This window comes from Ectothiorhodospiraceae bacterium 2226 (assembly GCA_013348725.1).
Lineage (GTDB): Bacteria > Pseudomonadota > Gammaproteobacteria.
Genome location: CP054689.1, coordinates 2,896,279 through 2,917,937 on the forward strand (window position 1 = coordinate 2,896,279; position 21,659 = coordinate 2,917,937).

Here is a 21,659-nt window from a genome sequence, read left to right on the forward strand (position 1 = left end):
GCTGGGGTGCGTCTCGCGCGATTGCAAGGCGGCGGACCGCCTTACTCCTCGTCTTGACGATCGATGACCTTGCGGCCCTTGTAGTAGCCGTCCGGCGTCACGTGGTGACGGCGGTGCGTCTCGCCGGTGGTGGGGTCGATGGAGAGCGTCGGGCCCGTGAGGGCGTCGTGCGCACGCCGCATGCCGCGCCGGGACGTGGACTTCTTGCTCTTTTGCACTGCCATGACGAAAAACCTCTAGCTAATCAGTTGTCTTACCCTTCAGGGTCGACAGCACGGCAAACGGGTTGTCCCGCGCCGGCGGCGCCTGTTCCTGTTGCGTCTCCTGCACGTGCTGCGCCGCCGGACACGCGTCCAAGGGGTGCATCGGCACGATCGGGAACGCCAAAATCAGCTCGTCTTCAACGAATGCCGCGACCTGTACCTCCCCCTCCTCGACCAGCAGGGGCTCGTACGGCTCGGGCAGGCGTTCGGCCTCGATCTGGTGGCGCACCACGCCGACCCGCGGGTGCAGGTCCAGCGCCACCGTCATCTCCTGCAGGCAGCGCTGACACAGCGTGTGCAACTCAGCCTGCAGATGGCCGTCCAGCAACACGACTCCCTCAGCGCTGGGCGGCAGGCTGAGGTGGACCGAAACCTCCCCCTCGCGCCGGCTGAGCATGTCGCCCAACCGGGTCATGCGAGCCACGGGGAAGACCCCGGAAAACCGTCGGCCTTGCGCCTTGCGCGCCGGGTCGATGAACGCTGGCAGAGCTCCCGACATAAGCCGGCCATCATATAGGGAGGCGTAGGCCCTGTCAAAGCGCGCGTTAGGGCGTGTCGGGGTGCGTGCTATGCTAGCCAGGGCGCCGGCGCGGAGTCTGCCGCGCGCGCGCGACCCCGTCAACGAAAAAAAGGAGTTTGCATGCCCGCCATCGTCCTCGCCTCCACCTCTCCTTACCGGCGCGAGTTGCTGCAGCGCCTGCAGCTACCGTTCGAGGTGTGCGCGCCCGAGGTCGACGAAACGCCGCAGGCGGACGAAACGCCGGTCGCGCTGGTGCGGCGGCTGTCCCAGGACAAGGCCCGCGCCGCGGCGCGTACGTACCCCGATGCCTTGGTGATCGGCGCCGATCAGGTGGCGGTGCACGCCGGGACGGTGCTCGGCAAACCGGGCGACGCGCGGCGCGCGCTGGCCCAGTTGCAGGCGGTGCGGGGACACGAGGTCGAGTTCTATACCGGCCTTAGCCTGCTGAACGGCGCGAGTGGGCGGCTGCAAACCGAGGTCGTGCGCGGCGCGGTGACCTTTCGTGAGTTGGACGATGCGCGCCTGCAGCGCTATTTGGAGCGTGACGAGCCGTTCAGTTGCGCGGGGAGCATCAAGACCGAAGCACTCGGCATCGCGCTGCTCGAGCGCGTGGACGTGGACGACCCCACCGCCCTGCTGGGGCTGCCGTTGATCCGCTTGGTGCGCCTGCTCGAGGCCGAGGGCGTCGAAGTCCCCTAGCCCGCATAACCCGCATCCAGCGGCACAGGTTCGGCGGACAGGGATGTGCCGCCGTGCTGAGAACATCAGGGCGGTGTTGTTCGGACCCTAGCGCAGCGTGGGGCCCTGGTCGGTACCCAGCACCTGCGCGACCCCCCGGCCGAGGGCGACGCCGAGCCGCTCGGTCAAGAGATCCAGGTAATGCGGCCGGCGCGTGTAGTCGATCATGCGCTCCACGCCGAGCACTTCGCGCGCGACGTAACCGCTGCTCCCCAGACCGTCCACCAGCCCCAGATCCATGCTCTCTTCGCCGGTCCAAACCAGCCCCGTAAAAATACGCGGATCGTCGCTCAACCGTGAGCCGCGCCCCTCGCGGACCACCTCGACGAACTGCTGGTGGATGCGGTCGAGCATGGTCTGAATATGCGCCACCTCGTCCGACTTCAGCGGTGAAAACGGGTCCAGGAAGGCCTTGTTCTCGCCGGCCGCCAGGATACGTCGCTCCACGCCGAGCTTATCGAGCGCGTCGACGAAGCCGAAGCTGTTCATGACCACGCCGATGGAGCCGACGATGCTGGCCTGATCGGCGTAGATCGCGTTGGCCGAGGCGGCGATGTAATAGCCGCCCGAGGCACCGATGTCCGTGATCACGGCGTACAGCGGTTTGTCTGGAAATTCGTCGCGCAGGCGCTTGATTTCATTGTTGATGTAGCCTGCCTGCACCGGGCTGCCACCGGGGCTGTTGATGCGCAGGATGACGCCGACGCTGTGCTGATCCTGGAAGGCGGCGCGCAGGCTGCTGGTAATGGCATCGGCGTTGGCCTGGCTGTTGTCGGCGATGATGCCTTGCACGTCGACCAGCGCCGCATGCGGCGTGGCGCGCTCGTCCACCTGGAACGGCTGATACACCAGCAGCAGCACGAGCAGCAGGTAACCCAGAAACAGCCCCTTGAACACCGCGCTCCAGCGCCGCGCGCGGCGCTGCTCGTCCACCGCCGCGGTAGCCAGGCGCGTGAGCACCTCGCGCTCCCATGGCAGCTGCTCGCGCGGGGGTTGCTGACGCTGTTCGGTGTTGTCCATGTTTCGCTCCTCGATCCCGCGATTGGCGGGAGGCGGCTATTCTGCGCGGACGGGGGTCGGCACTTCAAGCGCTTGATCGCGCAGCCAGTCGCGCACCTCCGGCACGGAGTCGACGCAATGCCGCGCGCCCGCGCGCAGCAGGCGGTCACGGCCGTGCACGCCGAAGCTCACTCCCAGCGCGGCGGCGCCTGCATTGGCCGCCATCAGTATGTCGTACTCGCTGTCGCCGACCATCAGCGTCTCGCGCGCCTCGACGCCCAGATAGTCGGTGAGCTCCTGCAACATGGCGGGATGCGGCTTGGAGTGGCACTCGTCGGCGCAGCGGGTGGCGTGAAAGTAGCGCGCGCAGCCCGTCGCCGCCAGGACGCGATCCAGGCCCTGGCGCCCCTTTCCGGTCGCCACCGCCAGGAAATAACCCTCCTCGCTCAGCCGCTCGAGTGTCGCCCGCGCTTGGGGAAACAGCGCCGGCTGTTGCGCGTCCGGGGCGAGAAAATGGTGGCGGTAACGCAGCTTGAAGGCCTCGAACAAGGCGTCGTCGCAGTCCGGGTAAAGCTGCTCCACCGCCTCGCGCAGGCCCAGGCCGATGATGTCGCGCAGCGCCGCGTCGCTGCGCGGGTCCAGCCCGAGATCGTGGACCGTCTGGCGCAGACAGCTCACGATGCGATCCGCCGAGTCCATCAGCGTGCCGTCCCAGTCGAATACCAGCAGGCGGTACGGCCCGCTCACGCCTCCTCCACCCGCTGTTCGGCCGCGTCCAAGGCAGCCAACACCTGTTGCAACGCATTGTCCAGCGGTGCGCGGAACTCCAGCGGCCGGGGTTGGTTGGGAAGCTGGAAACGCAAGGTGGCCGCGTGCAGGAACAGACGCCGCAGCCCGTACGCTTCGCGCATACGGGCGTTGAAGGCCTCGTCGCCGTACTTAGGGTCGCCGGCGATGGGGTGGCCGATGTGCGCCGCATGCACCCGCGCCTGGTGCGTGCGCCCGCTCACGAGCGTGATCTCCACCAGGGTACAGTCTCGGTAACGCACCCGCGGCGCGAACACGCTGACCGACGGCTTGCCGGCCTCGCCCACGCGCACCATGCGCTCGCCCGAGGCCAGCACGTTCTTTACCAGGGGCGCCTCCACCGTACGCTCGCCGCCCTCCCAGCGCCCGCGCAGCAGCGCCAGGTAGCGCTTGTCCATGTCCTGCTCGCGGATCAGTTCGTGCAGCGCGCGCAGCATGCTGCGCCGCTTGGCCACCAGCAGGCAGCCGGAGGTTTCGCGGTCGAGGCGGTGCACCAGTTCCACCGACGGCAGATCGGGCCGCGCCGCGCGCAGGGCCTCGATCAGCCCGTAGCTGAGGCCGCTGCCGCCATGCACCGCCATGCCCGCCGGTTTGTTCAGCACCAACAGGCGCTCGTCTTCGTACAAGACGGCGTCGGCCACACGATCGAGGGCCTGCGCACCCGGCGAGACGAGCTTGGTCGGGGACGTGCGCAGCGGGGGAATCCGTACTTGGTCGCCCCGCCGCACGCGGTAGGAATGGCGGATGCGGCCCTTGTTGACCCGCACCTCCCCCTTACGCAATATCCGGTAGATCAGTGTCTTGGGGACGCCTTTTAGACGCGCGGTGAGGAAGTTGTCGATGCGCTGACCCTCTTCCTCCGTGCTCACCTCGACGATGCGGGCCGGTGAGGGCCTGATGTTCTGCTCCATGGTCGTGCATGATAGCAACTTGCAGACGTTTGATGCACTTGCGCGGGGCTGTTATAGTGGCGCGTCGGCATCCTGGCGCGCGATCCGCGCCGGAGTCGGCGGGTTTACATACGCGGGCGCCTTTGCCGAGGCGCCTGGGATTCACTGGCACTAGCAAGCAAACAAGAAACGCTGAGTGACTCACGTCAAGGGTTTTGCCGCTCGCCCCTTCTGAGCGGCTCGACAATGCGCTCCCGGTCGGACACGCTCCGTGTCGCGGGTCCGCACGAGCGGGGGGACCGCGCAGCGCCACAGCGGCGCGCGCTACCTTCGCACCACAACGAGGCAGCTGTTACCCACCTCATCGTGGGCCGTGCGGGTTATGCCGCGACGAGCGGAGACGGGCCGAGCGGGCGCCCGAGAGAACTAAATGAAACGGATGCTTTTCAACGCGACTCAGGCGGAAGAGTTGCGTCTCGCCCTGGTCGATGGGCAGTACCTCTATAACCTGGATATCGAGTCCAGCAGCCGGGAACAGAAAAAGGCCAACATCTACAAGGGCAAGATCACGCGCATCGAGCCCAGTCTGGAGGCCGCGTTCGTCGACTATGGCGCCGAGCGCCATGGCTTCCTGCCCCTCAAAGAGGTCGCCCGCAGCTACTTCATCAACGCCCCGGAGGCCGGTGGGCGCGTCAACATCAAGGACGTGCTCAAAGAAGGCATGGAGCTGGTGGTGCAGGTGGACAAGGAAGAGCGCGGCACCAAGGGCGCTGCGCTGACCACCTTCATCAGCCTCGCCGGGCGCTACCTCGTTCTGATGCCGAACAACCCGCGCGCCGGTGGCGTGTCCCGCCGCATCGAGGGCGACGATCGCAGCGATGCGCGCGACGCGATGGCCTCGCTGGAGATCCCCGAGGACACAGGCCTGATCCTGCGCACCGCCGGCGTGGGCCGCGGCGTCGAGGAACTGCAGTGGGACCTCGACTATCTGCTGCAGCTGTGGCGCTCCATCGAGGAGGCCGCGCAATCGCGCTCCGCCCCGTTCCTGATCTATCAGGAAAGCAACATTCTTATCCGCGCGATCCGCGACTATTTCTCGACCGACATCGGCGAGATCCTGATCGACGAGCCGCGGGTCTACGAGCAGGCGCGCGACTTCATGAAGCAGGTGATGCCGCAGACCCTGAACAAGGTGAAGCTGTACCAGGACGACGTGCCGCTGTTCACGCGCTATCAGATCGAGAGCCAGATCGAGTCGGCCTTCAATCGCGAGGTGCGCCTGCCCTCCGGCGGCTCTCTCGTGATCGACCACACCGAGGCGCTGCTGTCCATCGACATCAACTCCTCGCGCGCCACCAAGGGCAGCGATATCGAGGAGACCGCGCTCAACACCAATCTGGAGGCGGCCGATGAGATCGCCCGCCAACTGCGCCTGCGCGACCTCGGCGGCCTGATCGTCATCGATTTCATCGACATGACCCCGGCGCGCCACCAGCGCGAGGTGGAGAACCGTCTCAAGGAAGCGCTGAAGATGGACCGCGCGCGCGTGCAGATCGGGCGCATCTCGCGTTTCGGCCTGCTCGAGATGTCCCGCCAGCGTCTGCGCCCGTCACTGGGCGAATCCAGCCAGATCCCCTGTCCGCGTTGCAACGGCCACGGCACCATTCGCGGGGTCGAGTCGCTGGCGCTGTCCATCCTGCGCCTGATCGAAGAAGAAGGCATGAAGGAGAAGACCGGCAAGATCGTGGCGCAGCTGCCCGTCGCCGTGGCCACCTTCCTGCTGAACGAGAAGCGCGCGCAACTGGCGGAGGTGGAGAATCGCCAGCGGGTCAGGGTCGTGCTGGTACCCAACCCCGATCTCGAAACGCCGCATTACCGCCTCGAGCGCGTGCGGGTCGACGAGGTCGCGAGCGAACGCCATGTGCGCGCCAGCTACGAGTTGATGGAGACGCCCGAGGTGGAGGCGGCCGAAGCACCGGCCCGTCCCGCGCCCGAAGAACCACTGGTGCGCGCGGTCGTGCCGCCGGTGCCGCGCCCCTCCGTGCCCGAAGCGGCCGCCCCGGCCGAGCGCCCCGCTCAGCCGAGTTTCATTCGCAAACTCTGGTCGAGCCTGTTCGGTGCCGGCGAAGAGGCTCGAGAAGGCGCCGCGCCGGCGCCCCGCCCCGCCAAGCGTGCCGCGCCCACCGATGCCCGGGGCGCGAACGGGGGCGGACGTCGCGCCGAGGGTAGCGGTCGCAAACGCGGTGGACGCCCCACGGCCCCGGCCGGCGGTGCCGGCAAGGCCGCGCCCGAGCGCGAACGCCGCGCACCGCGCGCCGAAGTACCCAAGGAGACCGCCGCCGCACCTGCCGTCACCGCTGCTGCCGCCTCCGGGCCCGCGCCTGCGCCTGCGGCCCAGGACGACGATCAGTCGGGCAAACCGGAGCAGCGTAGCAGCCGGCGCGGTCGGCGCGGCGGTCGGCGTCGTCGCAAGGGTGCCGTCGGAGAAGGCGGTGCCGACCAGCGCCCGGCTCAGGCCGACGCCGAAGCGCGCGGCACGCGCGACGGCGGCGCCGGGGACAAGCCGACCGAGCGCAAGAAAGAGACCGAGGGCGTTCCACGCGAAGCCGCGTCGGAGCGCGCGGCTACCCGTGAGCCCCGTGGGCCGAGCGACAGCCGTGAACTGAGTGGCGCGCCCGGCGGCGCGGGGTCGACGTCGGCCCCCTCCGGCGCGAAGCCGGAAACGACCGGGCAGTCGGCCTCGAAGCCCGAGACGGCAGCCGGCGCCTCCCCTGCTGCGCCGAAGGCGGAGGGTGAGCGGGCCGGCGGCGCCGCTGCCAAACCGGCGGTGACCCCGCCCGCGCGACCCGAGCCGCAGCGCGATACAACTTCCACCGGTTCGGCCGCCGCGTCCGCTGCTCCGACGCCGAGCGCCCCGGTGCCAACTGCCCCGGTGCCGGCCGCCGCGCCATCGGCGCCGGCGGTCAAGCGTGACCAGCCCGCTGAAGCTGCCGCCCAACCCGCTGCGGCGCCGCCGGCCGAAAGCTCGAATGGCCGCCGCGACGGTGCGCCGGAGGGGCAGGGTGAGCGTCGCCAGGAGCAGCCGAACGCTCCTGCAGCTCCGGCGGAGGAACGGCGTACGGCGCGCGAAGGGGCCGGCAACAACGACAGCTGAGCGAAACGGACGCTGGGCCGGCCCTACGGGGCGCGGCTCAGCGCCCGATACGCCGGCGGATGTCGTTCAGCAGTCCTTCCGCGCCCTGCTCCACCAGATCGAGCACACGCTCGAATCCGCCCGCGCCCCCGTAGTAAGGATCAGGCACCTCGCGCACCGGTGCGTCGGGGGCGAACTCCAGAAACAGCTTCAGCTTATGTCGTTGCGCCGGGGGGCAGACCTGCTCCAGCAGCGCGTAGTTGTCCAAATCCATCGCCAGCACGTAGTCGTGATGGTCGAAGTCCACATCCGCCACCGCCCGTGCGCGCAGCGTGCTGAGGTCGACGCCGCGGCGCAGGGCCGCCTGTTGCGCACGGCTGTCCGGCGGCGCGCCCACGTGGTAGTCGTGCGTGCCGGCGGAATCGATTTCCACCCGGCCGGCCAATCCGGCCTCCTGTACCTTGGCCTGAAACACCCCGTGTGCGGTCGGCGAGCGACAAATGTTGCCCATGCACACGAAGAGTACTTTGATCTTCTGCTGTTCTGTCACGGACTGCTCCTGATGCTTGTCCAGCGCGTCGGGATTGCTATATCCAGTATCGGCGAGACCTCGCGGCACGCGGACAGTGATAAGCTCACCGGTACGACCCTTGCCACCGCTCACTATGACGTTCGACGACCTCAACCCCGCCCGCTTGCGCATCCTCATCGGCCGACGCGTACGCCACCAGGGCCAGGACTGCCAGATCATCGAGGTGCTCGACGACGGCCCGACCCTCATCCTGCAGGGCGATGATGCCGTGATTCAGGCCAATCGCTTCGGCGAGGCGCATCGGCGTGTGCCGCACACCTACACAGTACCCGTATGCGACGAGCACGGTGCGCCGCACGCGGAGTTCCTGGCGCTCAAGCTCGCGCCGTAGTCGCGGCCAGCAGCGCCTCCACCCGCGCCACGTCGGCCGGGGTGTCGACGCCGGCCGGGGGGACGGCGTGCGCTTCGACCACGCGGATGCGTCCGCCGTGCCACAGCACGCGCAGCTGCTCCAGACTCTCCATGCGCTCCAGCGGCGCCGGCGTCAGGCGGACGAAGCGCGCCAGGTATCCCGCGCGGTAGGCATACAAGCCGATGTGGCGGCGGTAACCGCCCTGCTCCGGCAGCGCGCGCGGCGGCCCGGCGGCGAAGGCCTCGCGGGCCCAGGGGATCGCCGCGCGGCTGAAGTACAGGGCATCGCCGGCGGCGTTACAAACCACCTTGACCGTGTTCGGATCGAACAGTTCCTCGACGCTGGTCAAGGGCGCCGCCGCGGTGGCCACCTCGGCCTGCGGTGCGTCCGCCAGCGCCTGCGCGACCTGGGCGATCAGCTCGGGCGGCATCAGCGGCTCGTCGCCCTGCAGGTTGACCACGATGTCCTGCTCGGCGAAGCCCAGCCGCGCGCTGACCTCGGCCAAGCGGTCCGTGCCGCTCAAGTGCGTGTCCGCGGTGAGCAGCGCACGGCCGCCGAAGGCCTCCACCGCGCGGACGATGGTCTCGTCGTCGGTGGCCACCAGCACCTCGTGCGCGCCGCTTGCCGCGGCGCGTTCCATCACGTGCTGAATCATCGGCCGCCCGGCCAGCGGCACCAGCGGTTTGCGCGGCAGGCGCGTGGATGCGAGTCGCGCCGGGATCAGCACGCGAAAGCGCACCTAGATCTTCTCCTCAGGCGTGAGCCGCCGGGCCTCCTGCTCGAGCATCACCGGGATGTCGTCCCGGATCGGGTACGCCAGTCGGTCGGCGCGGCAGATCAGCTCCTGGCTCTCCTTCTTCAGCACCAAGGGTCCCTTGCAAATCGGGCACGCAAGGATGTCCAACAGTTTCTTATCCACGAGCTAGCTCCTTCAGCAGGGCGCTGAGTCGCGCCTCGAATGCCGCATCGAGGCGGGCTTCGACCGGCAGGTACCAGTGATCCTCACGCGCGTAGCGTCGGCATTTTACCGCATCCTTCTCGGTCATGATGACCGGGCCCGCGAGGACGAGATCGTCGGCGCGGTAGCGGTGGTGGTCGGGGAAGGCGTGTTCGCGCGGCTGCGCGCCGAGCCGGCGCAGCAGGTCGAAGAAACGCGCCGGATGGCCGATGCCCGCCACCGCGTCCACCGCCTGGCCGTTCAGCTCCGTCAACGGAAAGGTGCGTGCGTCATCTTGCAGGTGGCGGGCCGCCGCGGGCTGCAACTGCATGGCGTACTCCCCTGCCCCCGCGGTGCCGTTCACCACCACGCAGTCGACGCGCTGCAGGCGCGCGGGCGGCTCGCGCAGCGGCCCGGCGGGCAGGCACTGTCCGTTGCCCAGCCGACGCACTCCATCGAGTACCGCAATCTCGATGTCGCGCCCGAGCCGATAGTGCTGCAAGCCGTCGTCTGAAACCAGAATGTCGCAGTTGTGGTACTCGAGCAGGGCGCGCGCGGCCGCCACCCGGTCGGGGCCGACTGCCATGGGGCAGCCGGTGCGCTGGGCGATCAGTACCGGCTCGTCGCCGACCATGGTGGGGTCGCTGTCGGGGCGCACCTGCTGCGGCCAGCTACCGGCCGCGCCGCCGTACCCCCGGCTGACGATGCCGGGCCGATAGCCTTGCGCCTGCAGCCAGTGCGCCAGCCAGATCACCAGCGGGGTCTTGCCCGTCCCCCCCACGCTGATGTTGCCGACCACGATGACCGGCACCGGCAGCCGGGTGCGGGCCCGCAGGCCGGCGCGGTACAGCGCGGCGCGCAGCTGCGCCAGGGCGCAGTACAGCCAGCCGAGCGGCCGGAGCAGCAGACCGAGCGGATGGGGTGTATACCACCAGGCGGGTGCGCCCTTCACCAGTCGTACACCCGCTGCAGCAATTCCTCGACCACCTGCCCGGCCTGGCGCCGCGCCTGCCAGAAAGCCCGCCTACCGGCGTCGGCCAGGGGGCGTAGTTGCTGCGGCGCCGCGAGCGCGGCCGGCAGTTCGGCAAAAAAGGCCGGCGGGTCGCGCACGGGCAAATCGATCGCGAGACGCTCGAGAACACTTTGGGCACCGCCGGCGAGCCAGACGGGCGCGCCGCCCGCCAGGGCATGCCACAGCACCGCCCGGCTCGGGGTCTCCAGGTAAACCGCATCCGCCGACGCGGCCACCGCCGGCAGCCAGCGGGGCGCATCCACGTACAGCACCGTGCCCGGCGCGACGGCCTCACGCTGCCAGCCACTCAACGGCGCCGGGGCATCGGGCCACGGCGCCTCCTCCGCCAGCGAGACGAACAGCACGCTCTCGCCATGCGGCGGCGACCGCCGCCAGGCGGCGAGCGCGGCGCGCACATGCGCCAAGCCGCCGTGCACCCACAGCAGGCGCGGCTCCCGCGCGCCGCGTACCAAGGCGCCGAAGGTGGGCTCCACCTGCGCGGGGGTGAGGATGGTCATGGGGTCGGCCGGTGGCGCGACGTACCGCGCATGGCTCGTCCAGACCGAGGCCTGCGCGCCGTCGCTGGGATACGCCGCTTCGATCGGGGCTTGCAGGTTGGCATCGGGCAGCGTGTCCACCGCCACCAGGTGGATCCCACGCGTGGCGGCCAGCGCCGCCAGATGGCGCGCAACGGGTCGGCCGATGCACAGCACGCCCAGCGGCTCCAGGCGTTCGACGGTTCGGTCCAAGGCGCGCGCCGTCGCACACGGGCCGTAGCCCAGCCCGATCTTGCCGCCGCGCAGGCGCGGCTTGATGAGCTCGGGGTATTCCTCTTCGAAGGTGAGCACCAGGCGTATGTCCTGGCGCCGCTCGCGCAGGGCGGCCAGCAGTTCGGCGCTCAGCAGTACCGAGTGCGGGGTATGGCCGGCCTGCAGCCACACCACGCGGCCGCTGCCGGCGGGCGGGCGCAGGTAGCCGCGCCGGGCATTGGCGCGCCCGTGGCGCCCGGCGAGGCGATCGCGCAGGCCGTGATAAGCGAGCGCCAGCGGGTTCTCGCCGTAGCCCTCAAGTGGCTTCATTGAACTGCATGGCGTGCAAGCGGGCGTAGTAGCCGTCGGCGGCCAGGAGTTCATCGTGGCGGCCGACCTCGATGATCCGCCCGCCGTCCATCACTACGATCTGGTCGGCCCTCTCGATGGTCGACAGCCGGTGGGCGATCACCAGCGTGGTGCGGTTCTGCATCAAGGCCTCGAGCCCCGCCTGAATATAGCGCTCCGACTCCGTGTCCAGGGCCGAGGTCGCTTCGTCCAGGATCAGCACCGGCGCGTCCTTGAGCAGCGCGCGGGCGATGGCCAGGCGCTGGCGTTGGCCGCCGGACAGCAGCACCCCGTTCTCCCCCACCGGCGTATCGAGCCCCTCCGGCAACCGGCGGATGAACTCCAGGGCGTGGGCGGCCTCGGCCGCGCGCTCGATGTCGGCCGGGGTCGCGCGCTCCAGGCTGCCGTAAGCGATGTTGTGCGCGATGGTGTCGTTGAACAGGGTGACGTGCTGGCTTACCAAGGCGATCTGCTGGCGCAGGCTGGCCAGCGTCAGCTCGCGCACGTCGTGGCCGTCGAGCAGGATCCGGCCCTGTTGCAGGTCGTAAAAGCGCGGCAGCAGATTCACCAGCGTCGACTTGCCGCTGCCGGAGCGGCCCACGAAGGCCACCGTCTGTCCCGGCCGGATATGCAGGTCGATGCCGTGCAGCACCTTCCCCTTGTCCGGGTCGTAGGCGAATTCCACCCCGCGGTACTCCACCTCACCGCGGGCCCGCGCGAGGCGCTTGGTGCCGGTGTCCACCTCTTGATGGTGGTCGAGGAACTCGAACACGCTCTGCGCCGCGGCGATGCCCTGCTGCAGGGTGGCGTTGATGGTGGTCAGCCGGCGCACCGGCTGCATCAGGAGCAGCATCGCGGTCATGAAGGACACGAAGGTACCGACCGTGATCACCTCCAGCATGCCGGGCCGGGTGGCCACGAACACGATCAGCGCCACGGCGCCGGCCACGATGAACTGCGTCAGCGGCACGCTGATGGCGTTGGTCACCGTGTGCTTCATGTGCTGGCGGCGGTTCTGCTCGTTGATGCGCTCGAACTGGTCGCTCTCGTGGCGCTGGCCGCCGAAGATCTTGATGACGCGTTGACCCTCGATGACCTCCTCCGAGGCATGACTCACCCCGCCCATGGAGGCCTGGATGCGCTTGCTCAGGCGCCGGAAGCGCCGGCTCACGTAGACCACGATCAGGGCCATGAACGGCGCGATGATCAGAAAGGTCAGCGTCAAGCGGGTGCTGAGGTAGAACATCAACGCGAACAGCCCGATTACCGTCAGGGTGTCCTTGATGAGCACGGTGATGGCGTTGCTCGCCGCGCCCGCCACCTGCTCCACGTCGTAGATCACCTTGGACAGCAGCTGGCCGGAGGAGACCCGATCGTAATAGCCGGTCGGCAGCCGCAGCAGATGGCTGAACATCTGGCTGCGCAGGTCTTTGATTACCCGGCGCGCCACCCACTTCATCCAGAAGGTGGACAGAAACTCGCCGATACCGCGCAGCACGAACACGCCGATCAGGGCGATGGGCACGTAACGGATCGCATTGGGGTCCTGCTCGACGAAGCTGCCGTCGAGCATGGGACGCATCAGCCAGGCGAAAGCCGGTTCGGTCGCGGCGGTGATGCCCATGGCCGCCACCGCCACGGCAAAGGCCTTCCAATACGTGGGGAAGACGTAGCCCAGCAGACGCCGATAGATGCGTGTTCCGGTCTCCCGCCGCGGCTGCTCGTTCAAGGCTTACTCGTCACTCTGTTGCGTGGCGAAGGTCAGGCGCACGAAGCCGACCTGGCGGGCCGCATCCATGGCGGTGATGACCGCCTGATGGGGCGTGTTGCGATCGGCGCTGATCACCAGGCGCGGTGACTCGGCATCGCCCGCCGCCTCGCGCAGCGCGCGCCGCAAGGTGGCGATCTGCCCGCCGGCCACCGCGTTGCCGTTCACGTAATACTGACCTTGCGCGTCGATGGTGATCTCCAGGATCGCTTGTTCCTCGGGCGGCGCGCCCTGCGCCGACGCCTGCGGCAGGTCGACGCTCACCTCGGCTTCGCGCACGAAGGTGGTCGAGACCATGAAAAAGATCAGCAGCAGGAACACCACGTCGATCAACGGCGTGAGGTTGATCTCGGGATCGTTGGGGCGCGCGCGGCGCAGGTTCACGGCAGCGCTTCCTCCGCGATCTCACTCTCGCGTTCGCCGTGCATCACCTCCACCATCTTCAGCGCCTCCTCTTCCATGATCAGCACCAGCTCGTCCACGCGCCCGCGGAAGTAGCGGTAGAACATCAGGCTCGGAATCGCCACCGCCAGACCGGCCGCGGTGGTCAGCAGCGCCTCGGAGATACCGCCCGCCAGCACGCCCGGGTTGCCGATGCCCTGCGCGGTAATGGCGGTGAACACCTTGATCATGCCGATCACCGTGCCTAGCAGACCAAGCAGCGGCGTGATCGCCGCGATGGTGCCGAGCGTGTTCAGATACCGCTCGAGTTCGAGGACCACCTGGCGGCCGGTGTCCTCGATGCTCTCCTTCATGATCTCGCGGCTGTGGTGTTGGTTCACCAGACCGGCGGCGAGCACGCGGCCGAGGGGAGAGCCTTCGCGCAGCGCGCGCACGCGCTCGGGGGTCAGTTGTTCCTTCTTGTGCCAGTGCCAGATCTGGGCCACCAGGTGCTGCGGCGTCACGCGCGAGCGGCGCAGGCTCCACACGCGCTCGATGACGATTCCCAAGGCGATGATCGAGCTGAGGATGATGGGCACCATCAACCATCCGCCCGCTTGTAGCATTTCGAACACGGTGCACGACCTTGACTTGAATGGACCGGGAAAGACCGCGCGCCTCGCCGCGCGCGCTTTGGGGGTGCTCGTGCCTTCAACTCCTTGGCGGCGTCGTACTTTAACAGAGAGCGTTAGAGGCGAAAAGAAACGGCCCGACAGATCCGGCGCCCCGGTCGGCCCCTACCGGTCGCTCGGCCCTACAGATCGGTCGACCCTACAGATCGGTCGACCCTACAGATCGGTCGACAAGGCGGCGTCGTGCCAATAGCGCCGTCCCGGCGCGCGGACCTCAGGCAGCAGCGGCTCGCCGTTCAGCCGCACGCGTACATGGCCGTGCCGGGCCAGTGGCCAAAACACCCCGCCTTGGGCTTGGTAGCGCGCCGCCACCTCCGGATGCAGACGGTCGTGGATGAGTACGTGGCGCGCGGCGACGGATTCGATGAACAAGGGGTTGAGCAAGTCGCGTCCGCGCCCCCGCGGGGCCAGCAGCACCTCGGCACGCAGCGAACGCCCGAGATGCAGCAACTCGCGCTGCCCCGCCGGGGTCAGCGCCTCCGCCAACAAGAGGCGGCGCCCGCCCGCCTCCACGAGCAACACGCAGCCGGGATGCGGCAGCAGCGAGAACCGCACCTCGTCCCAGACCCACGCCCGCCCTGTGGCGCAGTCCGCGGGGGCCAGGTGCTGCGCGGGCGCCGCATTCGGCGCCTCCCCGCGCGCGTGCACGTAAAGGTCGGGGCGCAGCGGCGTGCCGCCACCCAGGCGTTCGAGCAGGGCCGGATCATGCGCGCCGCCCGTGTACAGCAGGCGGTGGCGGGCAGTGACGACGCTCACGGCGGTGCCTTGCCCATTGCTGATCGCCGTTATCCAGGCTTCCCCTACGCCGGGCCGCTCCCCCGCCAGCGCCGCCAGCGGCAGCAACCATAGGACTCCCAACCAGCGGGCCGGCACGCCGCGGGGCGCCAACAGCCACGCCGCCCCCACCGCCGCGGCCGCCAAGGTCCACGCGGGCGGTGCCAAAGGCGACCAGGCGGCGCCCGACCAGGACGCCAACTGTGTCAACAGCCAGACCAGCGGCGTCAGGCTGTGGGCGGCAAGGGCGAGCAGCGCCTCGCCCACGGCGGGCAGCCACAGCAGCGTCGCCGTACCGGCCAGCGTCAACGGCACCACCACGAAGCTTACCCACGGGACCGCCAGCAGGTTGGCCAACGGTGAGATCAGGCTGCCGGTGTTAAACCAGGCCAGCGTCAGGGGCAGCAGGCCGAGCCCCACCACCCACTGCACGCGCCCCCAGGTCCACCACAGGCCGCGCGCCCGCGGCCGGTTGCCGAGGCCGTACATGATCAACGCCACCGCCGCGAAGGACAGCCAGAACCCCGGCGACAGCACCGCGAAGGGGTCCCACAGCAGCACGGCCAGCAGGGCGAGCGCGAGCGTCTGGCTGAGCCCGATGCGGCGCGCGGCGAGGATGCCGAACAGGGCCACCACGACCATGATGAGGGCGCGCTGGGTAGGGATCGCGAAGCCCGCCAAGGCGGCGTAGGCCAGTGCGGCGAAGAAGGCGAGCCCCGCGCCGGCGTACGGCGCAGGCAGCCGGGACGCGGCCCCCGGCCAGAGGGGCCACCCGCGCCGCCCCAACCAGAAGGCGAGCGCGGCCACCAGTCCGATGTGCAGGCCCGAGATGGCCATCAGGTGCGAGGTGCCGGTGCGCCGGAGCATGTCCCACTGCGCCGCGGTGATGGCCTGGCGCTCGCCGATCGCGAGCGCACTCACCAGGCCCTGCGCCGGATGGCCGGCAAGTGCCTCCTGCTGCGCCACTGCAAGCCGTTCGCGCAGGCGCTGGACCGGGTATCCCTCGGCGGCGGCGACCCGGGCGGCACGCATGCCCACCACCGTCGCGCCGCCGCCGATACCCTCACGCAGCATCCAGCCCGCGTGATCGAACCCGCTCGCGCCGACCGGCGACCGCGGGCGCGCAAGCCGCACCTCCATGCGCCAACTCTCGCCGACCCGCACGACCGGCGTATCGGCCCCGTACCAACTCACCCGCAGGCGGCTCGGCAGCGCGGCGCTCCCCGGCTCGGCGTGGGTGAGGTCCAGCAGGAAATGCACGCCGCGCGAGGTCTGTACCGGGAGGGCGGCCACCTGCCCCTCCACGCTCAGCACCGCGCCATCGAGTGACGGCGGCAGTCGGTCGGCGAGCGCGAGGTGGGCGTGCAGCAGGGCCCACAGGAACCCCGCGAGCGCGGCGCTCGGCACGCGCGTCGGACGCCACGCGGCCAGAGGCAGGAGGACGAGCGCCAGCAGCAGCCAGTACGGCGCTGGTAGGCCGGGCATGAGCTGGAGCAGCACCACCCCGAGCAGAAATGCGAAAGCCGCTGCGCGCATAGGGACGTTGGCCAATAAAACGTGGATAATCGGCGCCGCATTTTACCCCTTTGCTACGCTCCGACTATGCCGCGACGGTTACTGAAGCGTTACCTGCCCGACCATCGGTCGTTCAAGGAACACAAACATTTACGTTGGCTAGGGGACTGGCTGCACGACCCGAACCTGTGGCATCTGCATCGCCGCTCCGTGTCGGGCGCGTTCAGCGTGGGCCTGTTCATGGCCTTCGTGCCGGTCCCGTTCCAGATGGTGTTGGCGGCGCTCGGCGCGATGATCTTCCGCGTCAACCTACCGATTTCGGTGGCCCTGGTGTGGGTCAGCAACCCGTTCACCATGCCCGCCATGTTCTGGTTCTGCTACCAGGTCGGTACTTGGCTGCTGGGGCGCCCGGAACGACAGGTGCGCTTTCAGCTCTCGTGGGAATGGCTGTCCACCACCATGCTGGCGATCTGGCAGCCCTTTCTGCTGGGGTGTTTCGTGGTGGCGGTGGTCGCGGCGGTGCTCGGCAATATTGCGGTGCGCATCGTCTGGCGCCTGAACGTGGCGGCGCACCACCGCCGCCGCGTGCGCGCGCGCGCTCTGCGACGCGCACGTAGTTACAGAGACTTATCATAGCCTCCTAAGGTAAATTCTACGGACTTAGAGCTTCCCGCGGCACGGGGATGTGCCGCCGTTATCGACGGCCGGCGGCCGTTGATAACGAAGCCCCGCGAACACCCCGCCTGGCGCGGGGCGTGGTCTGAGAAATCAAGGACGGATTCATGCAGACCTTCTCAATTCTCCGCAACCTGGCTGGCGGCCAGGGCCACTTCCTCGGGCGCGAACGGACGCAGCACGCCGTCGGTCAGGCCGAGGATGCGGTCCATGCGCGCGGCGAGACCGGGGTCGTGGGTCACGATCACGAAGCTGGTGCCGAGCTCGGTGTTCAGTTCCAGCATCAACTGGTAGACCTGCTCCGCGGTGCGCTGGTCCAGATTACCGGTGGGCTCGTCGGCCAGCACGCAACGCGGACGCGTGACCAGGGCGCGGGCCAGCGCGGCGCGCTGGCGCTCGCCGCCGGACAGCTCGCCGGGCTTGTGCTGCATGCGGTGCCCCAGCCCCACCCGCTCGAGCAATGGCTCGGCCTCGCCGCGCGCCGCCGCCGGGCTCATCCCCCGGATCAGCAAGGGCATGCACACGTTCTCCAGCGCGCTGAACTCGGCCAGCAGGTGGTGGAACTGGTACACGAAACCCAGCGCCGCGTTGCGCAGCCGCCCGCGCGCCGCCTCACCGAGCGCGGCCAAGTCCTGACCGTCCACCCACACCTGCCCTTCCGTCGGGCGATCGAGGCCGCCCAGCAGTTGCAGCAGCGTGCTCTTGCCCGAGCCCGAGGCCCCGACGATGGCGATGCGTTCGCCACGCGCCACACGCAGCGAAACGTCGTGCAGCACGGGTACACGCAGGTCCCCCTGCACGAAGGTCTTGCCGAGACGTTCGCAGGCGATGACGGGGTCACTCATAGCGCAGGGCCTCCGCGGGCTGGGTGCGGGCGGCGCGCCACGCCGGGTAGATGGTGGCGACCACGGTCAGCAGGAAGGCGAGCACGCCGATACGCGCTACGTCGGGGGTGCGGATCTCCGAGGGCAGATCGGAGATGTAGTACACGTCGGCCGGCAGGAACTGCATGTTCAGCGCCTGCTCGATGAGCGGCACGAGGGTCTCCACGTTGAGCGCAAGCGTGATGCCGCCGGCGAGCCCGAGCAGCGTGCCCACCACGCCGATCAACGTGCCCTGCACCATGAAGATGCCCATGATGCTCGCCGGACTGGCCCCCAGCGTGCGCAGGATGGCGATGTCGCTCTTCTTGTCGGTGACCACCATGACCAGGGTGGAGACGATGTTGAAGGCGGCCACCGCGACGATCAGGAACAGGATGATGAACATCACCGTCTTCTCGGTGCGGATGGCGCGGAAGAAGTTGGCGTGCAGCTGGGTCCAGTCGGTCACCGAATAAAAGCCCGGCAGCTCCTGCACCAGTTCGCGACTGATGCGCGGCGCGGCGAACAGGTCGTCGAGCTTCAGGCGCAGGCCGGAGACGCCGTCGACACGAAACAGCGTGGCGGCGTCCTGCAGATGCAGGAATGCCATGGCGCTGTCGTACTCGTACATGCCGACTTCGAACAGCCCCACGACGGTGAAGCGCTTCAGGCGCGGCATCACCCCGGCCGGCGTGACGTTCGCGGTCGGCGTGACCAGCGTGACGCGATCCCCCACGCCCACGCCCAGGCTGGAGGCCAGCGCACGCCCGAGCACGATGCCGTAATCGCCCGCCCGCAGGTCCTGGAGTCGGCCGTCGATCATGTTGTTGCCGACCTCCGAGACCTCGCCCTCGCGCTGCGGCAGCACGCCGCGCACCAGGGTGCCGGTGACGTGCTGCCCCTGGATCAGCATGCCCTCACCGCGGATGTAGGGCGCGGTACCCAGCACGCGCGGATGGGCCGCCGCCTGGCGGGCGACGCCTTCCCAATCGCGCAGCGGCTCGCCGAACTGGCTGATGGTGGCGTGCGAGGCCATACCGAGGATGCGCTCGCGCAACTCGCGCTCGAAGCCGTTCATCACCGACAAGACGGTGATCAGCGCCGTCACCCCCAGCGCGATACCGGCGATGGAGATCAACGAAATGAAGGAGATGAAGTGGTTGCGGCGCTTGGCGCGTGTGTAGCGCAGGCCGACGAACAGTTCCAGGGGTTTGAACATGGGCTGAATTAAACCATAAGGCCGGGAGTGGCGCTTGTCGGAAAGGCCGGAAGCGGCGTTTGTGGGGGACGCGGCACTGTAGCAGGCCGACGGGAAATAGTCTGCCGGGGCACCCGGCGCTCAGCCGCGCCGGCGCACCTCCTGCACGTTGGGGAGCTGGTTGATGCGGCCCAACACGCGACTGAGCTGATCGATGTCGGCGATCTCCATGGTCACCGTTATGCGCGCGGTGTGGTCGGCGCGGTCCGTGGAGGTGTTCACCGCCAACACGTTGGTCTTTTCGTTGGCGAGCACGGTGGTCACGTCGCGCAGCAGACCGTGGCGGTCGATGGCGCGGATCTCGATCTCCACCGGATACATTCCCTCGCGCACATGGCCCCACTCCACCTCGATGAGGCGCGCGCGCCGCTCGTCGCCCATCTTGAGGATGTTGCGGCAGTCGCGGCGGTGGATGGTCACGCCCCGCCCGCGGGTGATGTACCCCACGATCGGGTCGCCTAGCACCGGCCGGCAGCAGCGCGCGAACTGGGTGACGAGATTGCCCACGCCCAGCACGGTGATGTCGCCCTCGGGCATGGCACGCCGGCGGCGGGTGGGCGTGGGCGCGGCGCTCGGCGGCGCGGGCGGCAGCAGGCGCTGCACCGCCCCGGCGATCTGAGCCGGCGTCACGTCGCCGCGCCCGACGCCCACCAGCAGTTCCTCGATACCGGGGAAGTCGAGCTCCTTGGCGAGCCGCTCCAGGGCGAAGTCGCCCGCGCCGAGGCGGCGCAGCTCCCGGTCCAGCGCCACACGCCCTTCGGCCAGGTTCTTGTCGTGGTCCTGCGCCTTGAACCACTGGCGGGCGCGCGAGAGTGCGCGCGAGGTCTTGAGGTAGCCCAGCTGCGGATTCAGCCAATCGCGGCTGGGGCCGCCCTGGCGGGTGGTGAGCACCTCCACCTGATCGCCGCTCTTGAGCTCGTGGTTCAGCGACACCATGCGCCCGTTGACCTTGGCGCCGCGGCAGCGATGCCCGACCTCGGTGTGGATGTGGTAGGCGAAGTCGAGCGGCGTGGCCCCCTGCGGCAGATCGACCACCTGCCCGCGCGGGGTGAGCACGTAGACGCGGTCCTGGAAGACCTCGGACTTGAAGCGGTCGATGAAGTCGCCGGCGTCGCTCTCCTCCTCCTTCCAGTCCAGCAGTTGCCGTAGCCACGCGACCTTCTGTTCGAAGCCCGTGTCGCGCCCGCCGCCCTCCTTGTAGCGCCAGTGCGCCGCGACGCCCAATTCGGCCTGCCGGTCCATCTCGAAGGTGCGGATCTGCACCTCCAGCACCTTCCCCTCGGGGCCGACCACCGCCGTGTGGATGGACTGGTAGCGGTTCTCCTTGGGCGTGGCGATATAGTCGTCGAACTCCTTGGGGATGTGCGGCCACAGCGTGTGCACCACCCCCAGCGCCGCGTAGCAGTCGGCCACTTCGGGCACCAGCAGGCGCACCGCGCGGATGTCGAAGATCTTGTCGAGCTGCACACCCTTGCGGCGCATCTTCTTCCAGATGCTGTACAGATGCTTGGGGCGGCCCTTGACCGCGGCCTCGATGCCGGCGGCGCGCAGGGCCTGGTCCAAGTCCGCGGTGACCCGCGCGATGTAGCGCTCGCGGTCCACCCGCCGCTCGTCCAGGAAGCGGGCGATCTGCCGGTAGGTCTCCGGCTCCAGGTGCCGAAACGCGAGGTCCTCGAGCTCCCACTTGATCTGCCAGATGCCGAGCCGATTGGCCAGCGGGGCGTAGATCTCCAGCGTCTCGCGCGCGATGCGCCGGCGCTTCTCGGGGGGTAGGTGGTCCAGCGTGCGCATGTTGTGCAGGCGGTCGGCCAGCTTGATGAGCACGACGCGCACATCCTGCGCCATGGCGAGCAGCAGCTTGCGCAGGCTCTCCGCCTGGGCGCGGTCCTTCTTGCTGAGCCCGCGCTCGGGCGCCTCGTACGCCCCGATGCTGCGCATCTTGGTCAGACCGTCGACCAGGCGTGCCACCGGTGCGCCGCAGGCCGCCTCCACGTCCGCCAGCGTGTGCGGGGTGTCCTCGACCACGTCGTGCAGGATGGCGGCGGCCACCGCCTCGGCGTCGAGACGCAGGCCGACCAGAATGTCGGCCACGGCCAGGGCATGGTGGATGTAGGGCTCGCCGGAGGCACGGGTTTGCCCATCGTGGCCGCGCAGCGCGAGGTGCAGCGCACGCGCCACCAGCGCGGTGCCCGTATCGTCCAGGTGCGCCGCGAGCGAGTTGAGCCAGCTAGCAGTCCCCTCCTCCAGCGGCAGCGCGGGATCGGGGGCGTTGGATTCTACGTAAACCATATTCGAGGCCGTTGTGATGGCGGCCTGCAAAACGTGACGCCAACATTTTACTCGGCGGCCGGACGTACAGTATAGTCGCGCGGAAGATCTGAGGGGAGCGTTCC

Annotated in this window: 21 protein-coding genes; 4 read left to right on the plus strand and 17 right to left on the minus strand. The window is 69.1% G+C overall.

The window, feature by feature from the left end:
- Nucleotides 1-41 precede the first annotated feature (41 nt).
- Both rpmF and HUS23_14020 read right to left on the minus strand, forming a co-directional pair.
- The gene (gene rpmF / locus HUS23_14015) at nt 42-224 is read right to left on the minus strand and encodes a 50S ribosomal protein L32 (protein QKT04848.1); all 183 of its coding nucleotides are present in this window, start codon (nt 222-224) and stop codon (nt 42-44) included.
- 16 nt (nt 225-240) lie between these two features.
- Nucleotides 241-687 (minus strand): DUF177 domain-containing protein, encoded by a 447-nt coding sequence (locus HUS23_14020; GenBank protein QKT04849.1) that lies wholly within the window; start codon nt 685-687, stop codon nt 241-243.
- A 216-nt stretch (nt 688-903) separates the two neighbouring features.
- On the opposite strand from HUS23_14020, the gene maf reads away from it, so the two are divergent.
- Complete coding sequence (gene maf / locus HUS23_14025) at nt 904-1,482, plus strand: septum formation inhibitor Maf (protein QKT04850.1); 579 nt, start codon at nt 904-906, stop codon at nt 1,480-1,482.
- Nucleotides 1,483-1,569: 87 nt separating this feature from the next.
- Here maf and HUS23_14030 read toward each other — a convergent pair whose 3' ends face one another.
- The 3 genes from HUS23_14030 to rluC are packed head-to-tail and all read right to left on the minus strand — an operon-like array spanning nt 1,570 to nt 4,238.
- Nucleotides 1,570-2,541 (minus strand): S49 family peptidase, encoded by a 972-nt coding sequence (locus HUS23_14030; protein QKT04851.1) that lies wholly within the window; start codon nt 2,539-2,541, stop codon nt 1,570-1,572.
- 36 nt (nt 2,542-2,577) lie between these two features.
- Complete coding sequence (locus tag HUS23_14035) at nt 2,578-3,219, minus strand: HAD-IA family hydrolase (GenBank protein QKT05100.1); 642 nt, start codon at nt 3,217-3,219, stop codon at nt 2,578-2,580.
- Nucleotides 3,220-3,263: 44 nt separating this feature from the next.
- Entirely contained in the window at nt 3,264-4,238 is a 975-nt protein-coding gene (rluC, locus tag HUS23_14040) for a 23S rRNA pseudouridine(955/2504/2580) synthase RluC (protein ID QKT04852.1), read from the minus strand.
- A gap of 409 nt (nt 4,239-4,647) precedes the next feature.
- Here rluC and rne point away from each other — a divergent pair, with 409 nt between their 5' ends.
- Nucleotides 4,648-7,371 (plus strand): ribonuclease E, encoded by a 2,724-nt coding sequence (gene rne, locus HUS23_14045; GenBank protein QKT04853.1) that lies wholly within the window; start codon nt 4,648-4,650, stop codon nt 7,369-7,371.
- A 37-nt stretch (nt 7,372-7,408) separates the two neighbouring features.
- Here the strand turns inward: rne and HUS23_14050 are convergent, their stop codons facing one another.
- The gene (locus tag HUS23_14050) at nt 7,409-7,861 is read right to left on the minus strand and encodes a low molecular weight phosphotyrosine protein phosphatase (GenBank protein QKT05101.1); all 453 of its coding nucleotides are present in this window, start codon (nt 7,859-7,861) and stop codon (nt 7,409-7,411) included.
- Between the two features lie 154 nt (nt 7,862-8,015).
- Between HUS23_14050 and HUS23_14055 the strand changes: the two genes are divergently transcribed.
- Nucleotides 8,016-8,273, plus strand: a complete 258-nt coding sequence (locus HUS23_14055) for a hypothetical protein (GenBank protein ID QKT04854.1) — start codon at nt 8,016-8,018, stop codon at nt 8,271-8,273.
- Here HUS23_14055 and kdsB read toward each other — a convergent pair.
- The 8 genes from kdsB to HUS23_14095 form a co-directional block, all read right to left on the minus strand.
- Nucleotides 8,257-9,033, minus strand: coding sequence for a 3-deoxy-manno-octulosonate cytidylyltransferase (gene kdsB, locus HUS23_14060; protein QKT04855.1), 777 nt, complete (start codon nt 9,031-9,033; stop codon nt 8,257-8,259). The genes HUS23_14055 and kdsB overlap by 17 nt on opposite strands.
- On the minus strand, nt 9,034-9,213 hold the full coding sequence (locus tag HUS23_14065) for a Trm112 family protein (protein ID QKT04856.1): 180 nt from the start codon (nt 9,211-9,213) through the stop codon (nt 9,034-9,036). It abuts the gene before it with no gap.
- Entirely contained in the window at nt 9,206-10,186 is a 981-nt protein-coding gene (locus HUS23_14070; GenBank protein ID QKT05102.1) for a tetraacyldisaccharide 4'-kinase, read from the minus strand. Before HUS23_14070 ends, HUS23_14065 begins: the two co-directional genes overlap by 8 nt.
- Nucleotides 10,180-11,322, minus strand: coding sequence for a hypothetical protein (locus HUS23_14075; protein QKT04857.1), 1,143 nt, complete (start codon nt 11,320-11,322; stop codon nt 10,180-10,182). The genes HUS23_14070 and HUS23_14075 overlap by 7 nt, the downstream gene beginning before the upstream one ends.
- Nucleotides 11,309-13,069: a lipid A export permease/ATP-binding protein MsbA gene (gene msbA / locus HUS23_14080; GenBank protein ID QKT04858.1), complete on the minus strand. Its 1,761-nt coding sequence runs from the start codon at nt 13,067-13,069 to the stop codon at nt 11,309-11,311. Before msbA ends, HUS23_14075 begins: the two co-directional genes overlap by 14 nt.
- A 3-nt stretch (nt 13,070-13,072) precedes the next feature.
- On the minus strand, nt 13,073-13,492 hold the full coding sequence (locus tag HUS23_14085; protein QKT04859.1) for a biopolymer transporter ExbD: 420 nt from the start codon (nt 13,490-13,492) through the stop codon (nt 13,073-13,075).
- Nucleotides 13,489-14,124, minus strand: a complete 636-nt coding sequence (locus tag HUS23_14090) for a MotA/TolQ/ExbB proton channel family protein (GenBank protein ID QKT04860.1) — start codon at nt 14,122-14,124, stop codon at nt 13,489-13,491. Before HUS23_14090 ends, HUS23_14085 begins: the two co-directional genes overlap by 4 nt.
- A gap of 213 nt (nt 14,125-14,337) precedes the next feature.
- Complete coding sequence (locus HUS23_14095; GenBank protein QKT04861.1) at nt 14,338-16,491, minus strand: ComEC/Rec2 family competence protein; 2,154 nt, start codon at nt 16,489-16,491, stop codon at nt 14,338-14,340.
- A 66-nt stretch (nt 16,492-16,557) separates the two neighbouring features.
- Here HUS23_14095 and HUS23_14100 point away from each other — a divergent pair, with 66 nt between their 5' ends.
- A complete protein-coding gene (locus HUS23_14100) occupies nt 16,558-17,106 on the plus strand; it encodes a DUF2062 domain-containing protein (protein ID QKT04862.1) in 549 nt (182 codons plus the stop codon).
- 158 nt (nt 17,107-17,264) lie between these two features.
- On the opposite strand, the gene lolD is transcribed toward HUS23_14100, so the two are convergent.
- The 3 genes from lolD to relA all read right to left on the minus strand — a co-directional run bounded on the left by lolD (nt 17,265) and on the right by relA (nt 21,555).
- Nucleotides 17,265-17,990: a lipoprotein-releasing ABC transporter ATP-binding protein LolD gene (lolD, locus tag HUS23_14105; GenBank protein ID QKT04863.1), complete on the minus strand. Its 726-nt coding sequence runs from the start codon at nt 17,988-17,990 to the stop codon at nt 17,265-17,267.
- Nucleotides 17,983-19,227, minus strand: a complete 1,245-nt coding sequence (locus HUS23_14110) for a lipoprotein-releasing ABC transporter permease subunit (protein QKT04864.1) — start codon at nt 19,225-19,227, stop codon at nt 17,983-17,985. Before HUS23_14110 ends, lolD begins: the two co-directional genes overlap by 8 nt.
- Before the next feature lie 120 nt (nt 19,228-19,347).
- Nucleotides 19,348-21,555: a GTP diphosphokinase gene (gene relA / locus HUS23_14115; GenBank protein ID QKT04865.1), complete on the minus strand. Its 2,208-nt coding sequence runs from the start codon at nt 21,553-21,555 to the stop codon at nt 19,348-19,350.
- Nucleotides 21,556-21,659: the final 104 nt, after the last annotated feature.

What these genes read in the sequence shown, in the direction of transcription:
- rpmF (QKT04848.1), bottom strand. Translation starts at nt 224, where the DNA reads ATGGCAGTGCAAAAGAGCAAGAAGTCCACGTCCCGGCGCGGCATGCGG.
- maf (QKT04850.1), top strand. Translation starts at nt 904, where the DNA reads ATGCCCGCCATCGTCCTCGCCTCCACCTCTCCTTACCGGCGCGAGTTG.
- HUS23_14030 (QKT04851.1), bottom strand. Translation starts at nt 2,541, where the DNA reads ATGGACAACACCGAACAGCGTCAGCAACCCCCGCGCGAGCAGCTGCCA.
- HUS23_14035 (QKT05100.1), bottom strand. Translation starts at nt 3,219, where the DNA reads ATGGACTCGGCGGATCGCATCGTGAGCTGTCTGCGCCAGACGGTCCAC.
- rluC (QKT04852.1), bottom strand. Translation starts at nt 4,238, where the DNA reads ATGGAGCAGAACATCAGGCCCTCACCGGCCCGCATCGTCGAGGTGAGC.
- rne (QKT04853.1), top strand. Translation starts at nt 4,648, where the DNA reads ATGAAACGGATGCTTTTCAACGCGACTCAGGCGGAAGAGTTGCGTCTC.
- HUS23_14050 (QKT05101.1), bottom strand. Translation starts at nt 7,861, where the DNA reads ATGGGCAACATTTGTCGCTCGCCGACCGCACACGGGGTGTTTCAGGCC.
- HUS23_14055 (QKT04854.1), top strand. Translation starts at nt 8,016, where the DNA reads ATGACGTTCGACGACCTCAACCCCGCCCGCTTGCGCATCCTCATCGGC.
- HUS23_14075 (QKT04857.1), bottom strand. Translation starts at nt 11,322, where the DNA reads ATGAAGCCACTTGAGGGCTACGGCGAGAACCCGCTGGCGCTCGCTTAT.
- HUS23_14095 (QKT04861.1), bottom strand. Translation starts at nt 16,491, where the DNA reads ATGCGCGCAGCGGCTTTCGCATTTCTGCTCGGGGTGGTGCTGCTCCAG.
- HUS23_14100 (QKT04862.1), top strand. Translation starts at nt 16,558, where the DNA reads ATGCCGCGACGGTTACTGAAGCGTTACCTGCCCGACCATCGGTCGTTC.
- lolD (QKT04863.1), bottom strand. Translation starts at nt 17,990, where the DNA reads ATGAGTGACCCCGTCATCGCCTGCGAACGTCTCGGCAAGACCTTCGTG.
- HUS23_14110 (QKT04864.1), bottom strand. Translation starts at nt 19,227, where the DNA reads ATGTTCAAACCCCTGGAACTGTTCGTCGGCCTGCGCTACACACGCGCC.
- relA (QKT04865.1), bottom strand. Translation starts at nt 21,555, where the DNA reads ATGGTTTACGTAGAATCCAACGCCCCCGATCCCGCGCTGCCGCTGGAG.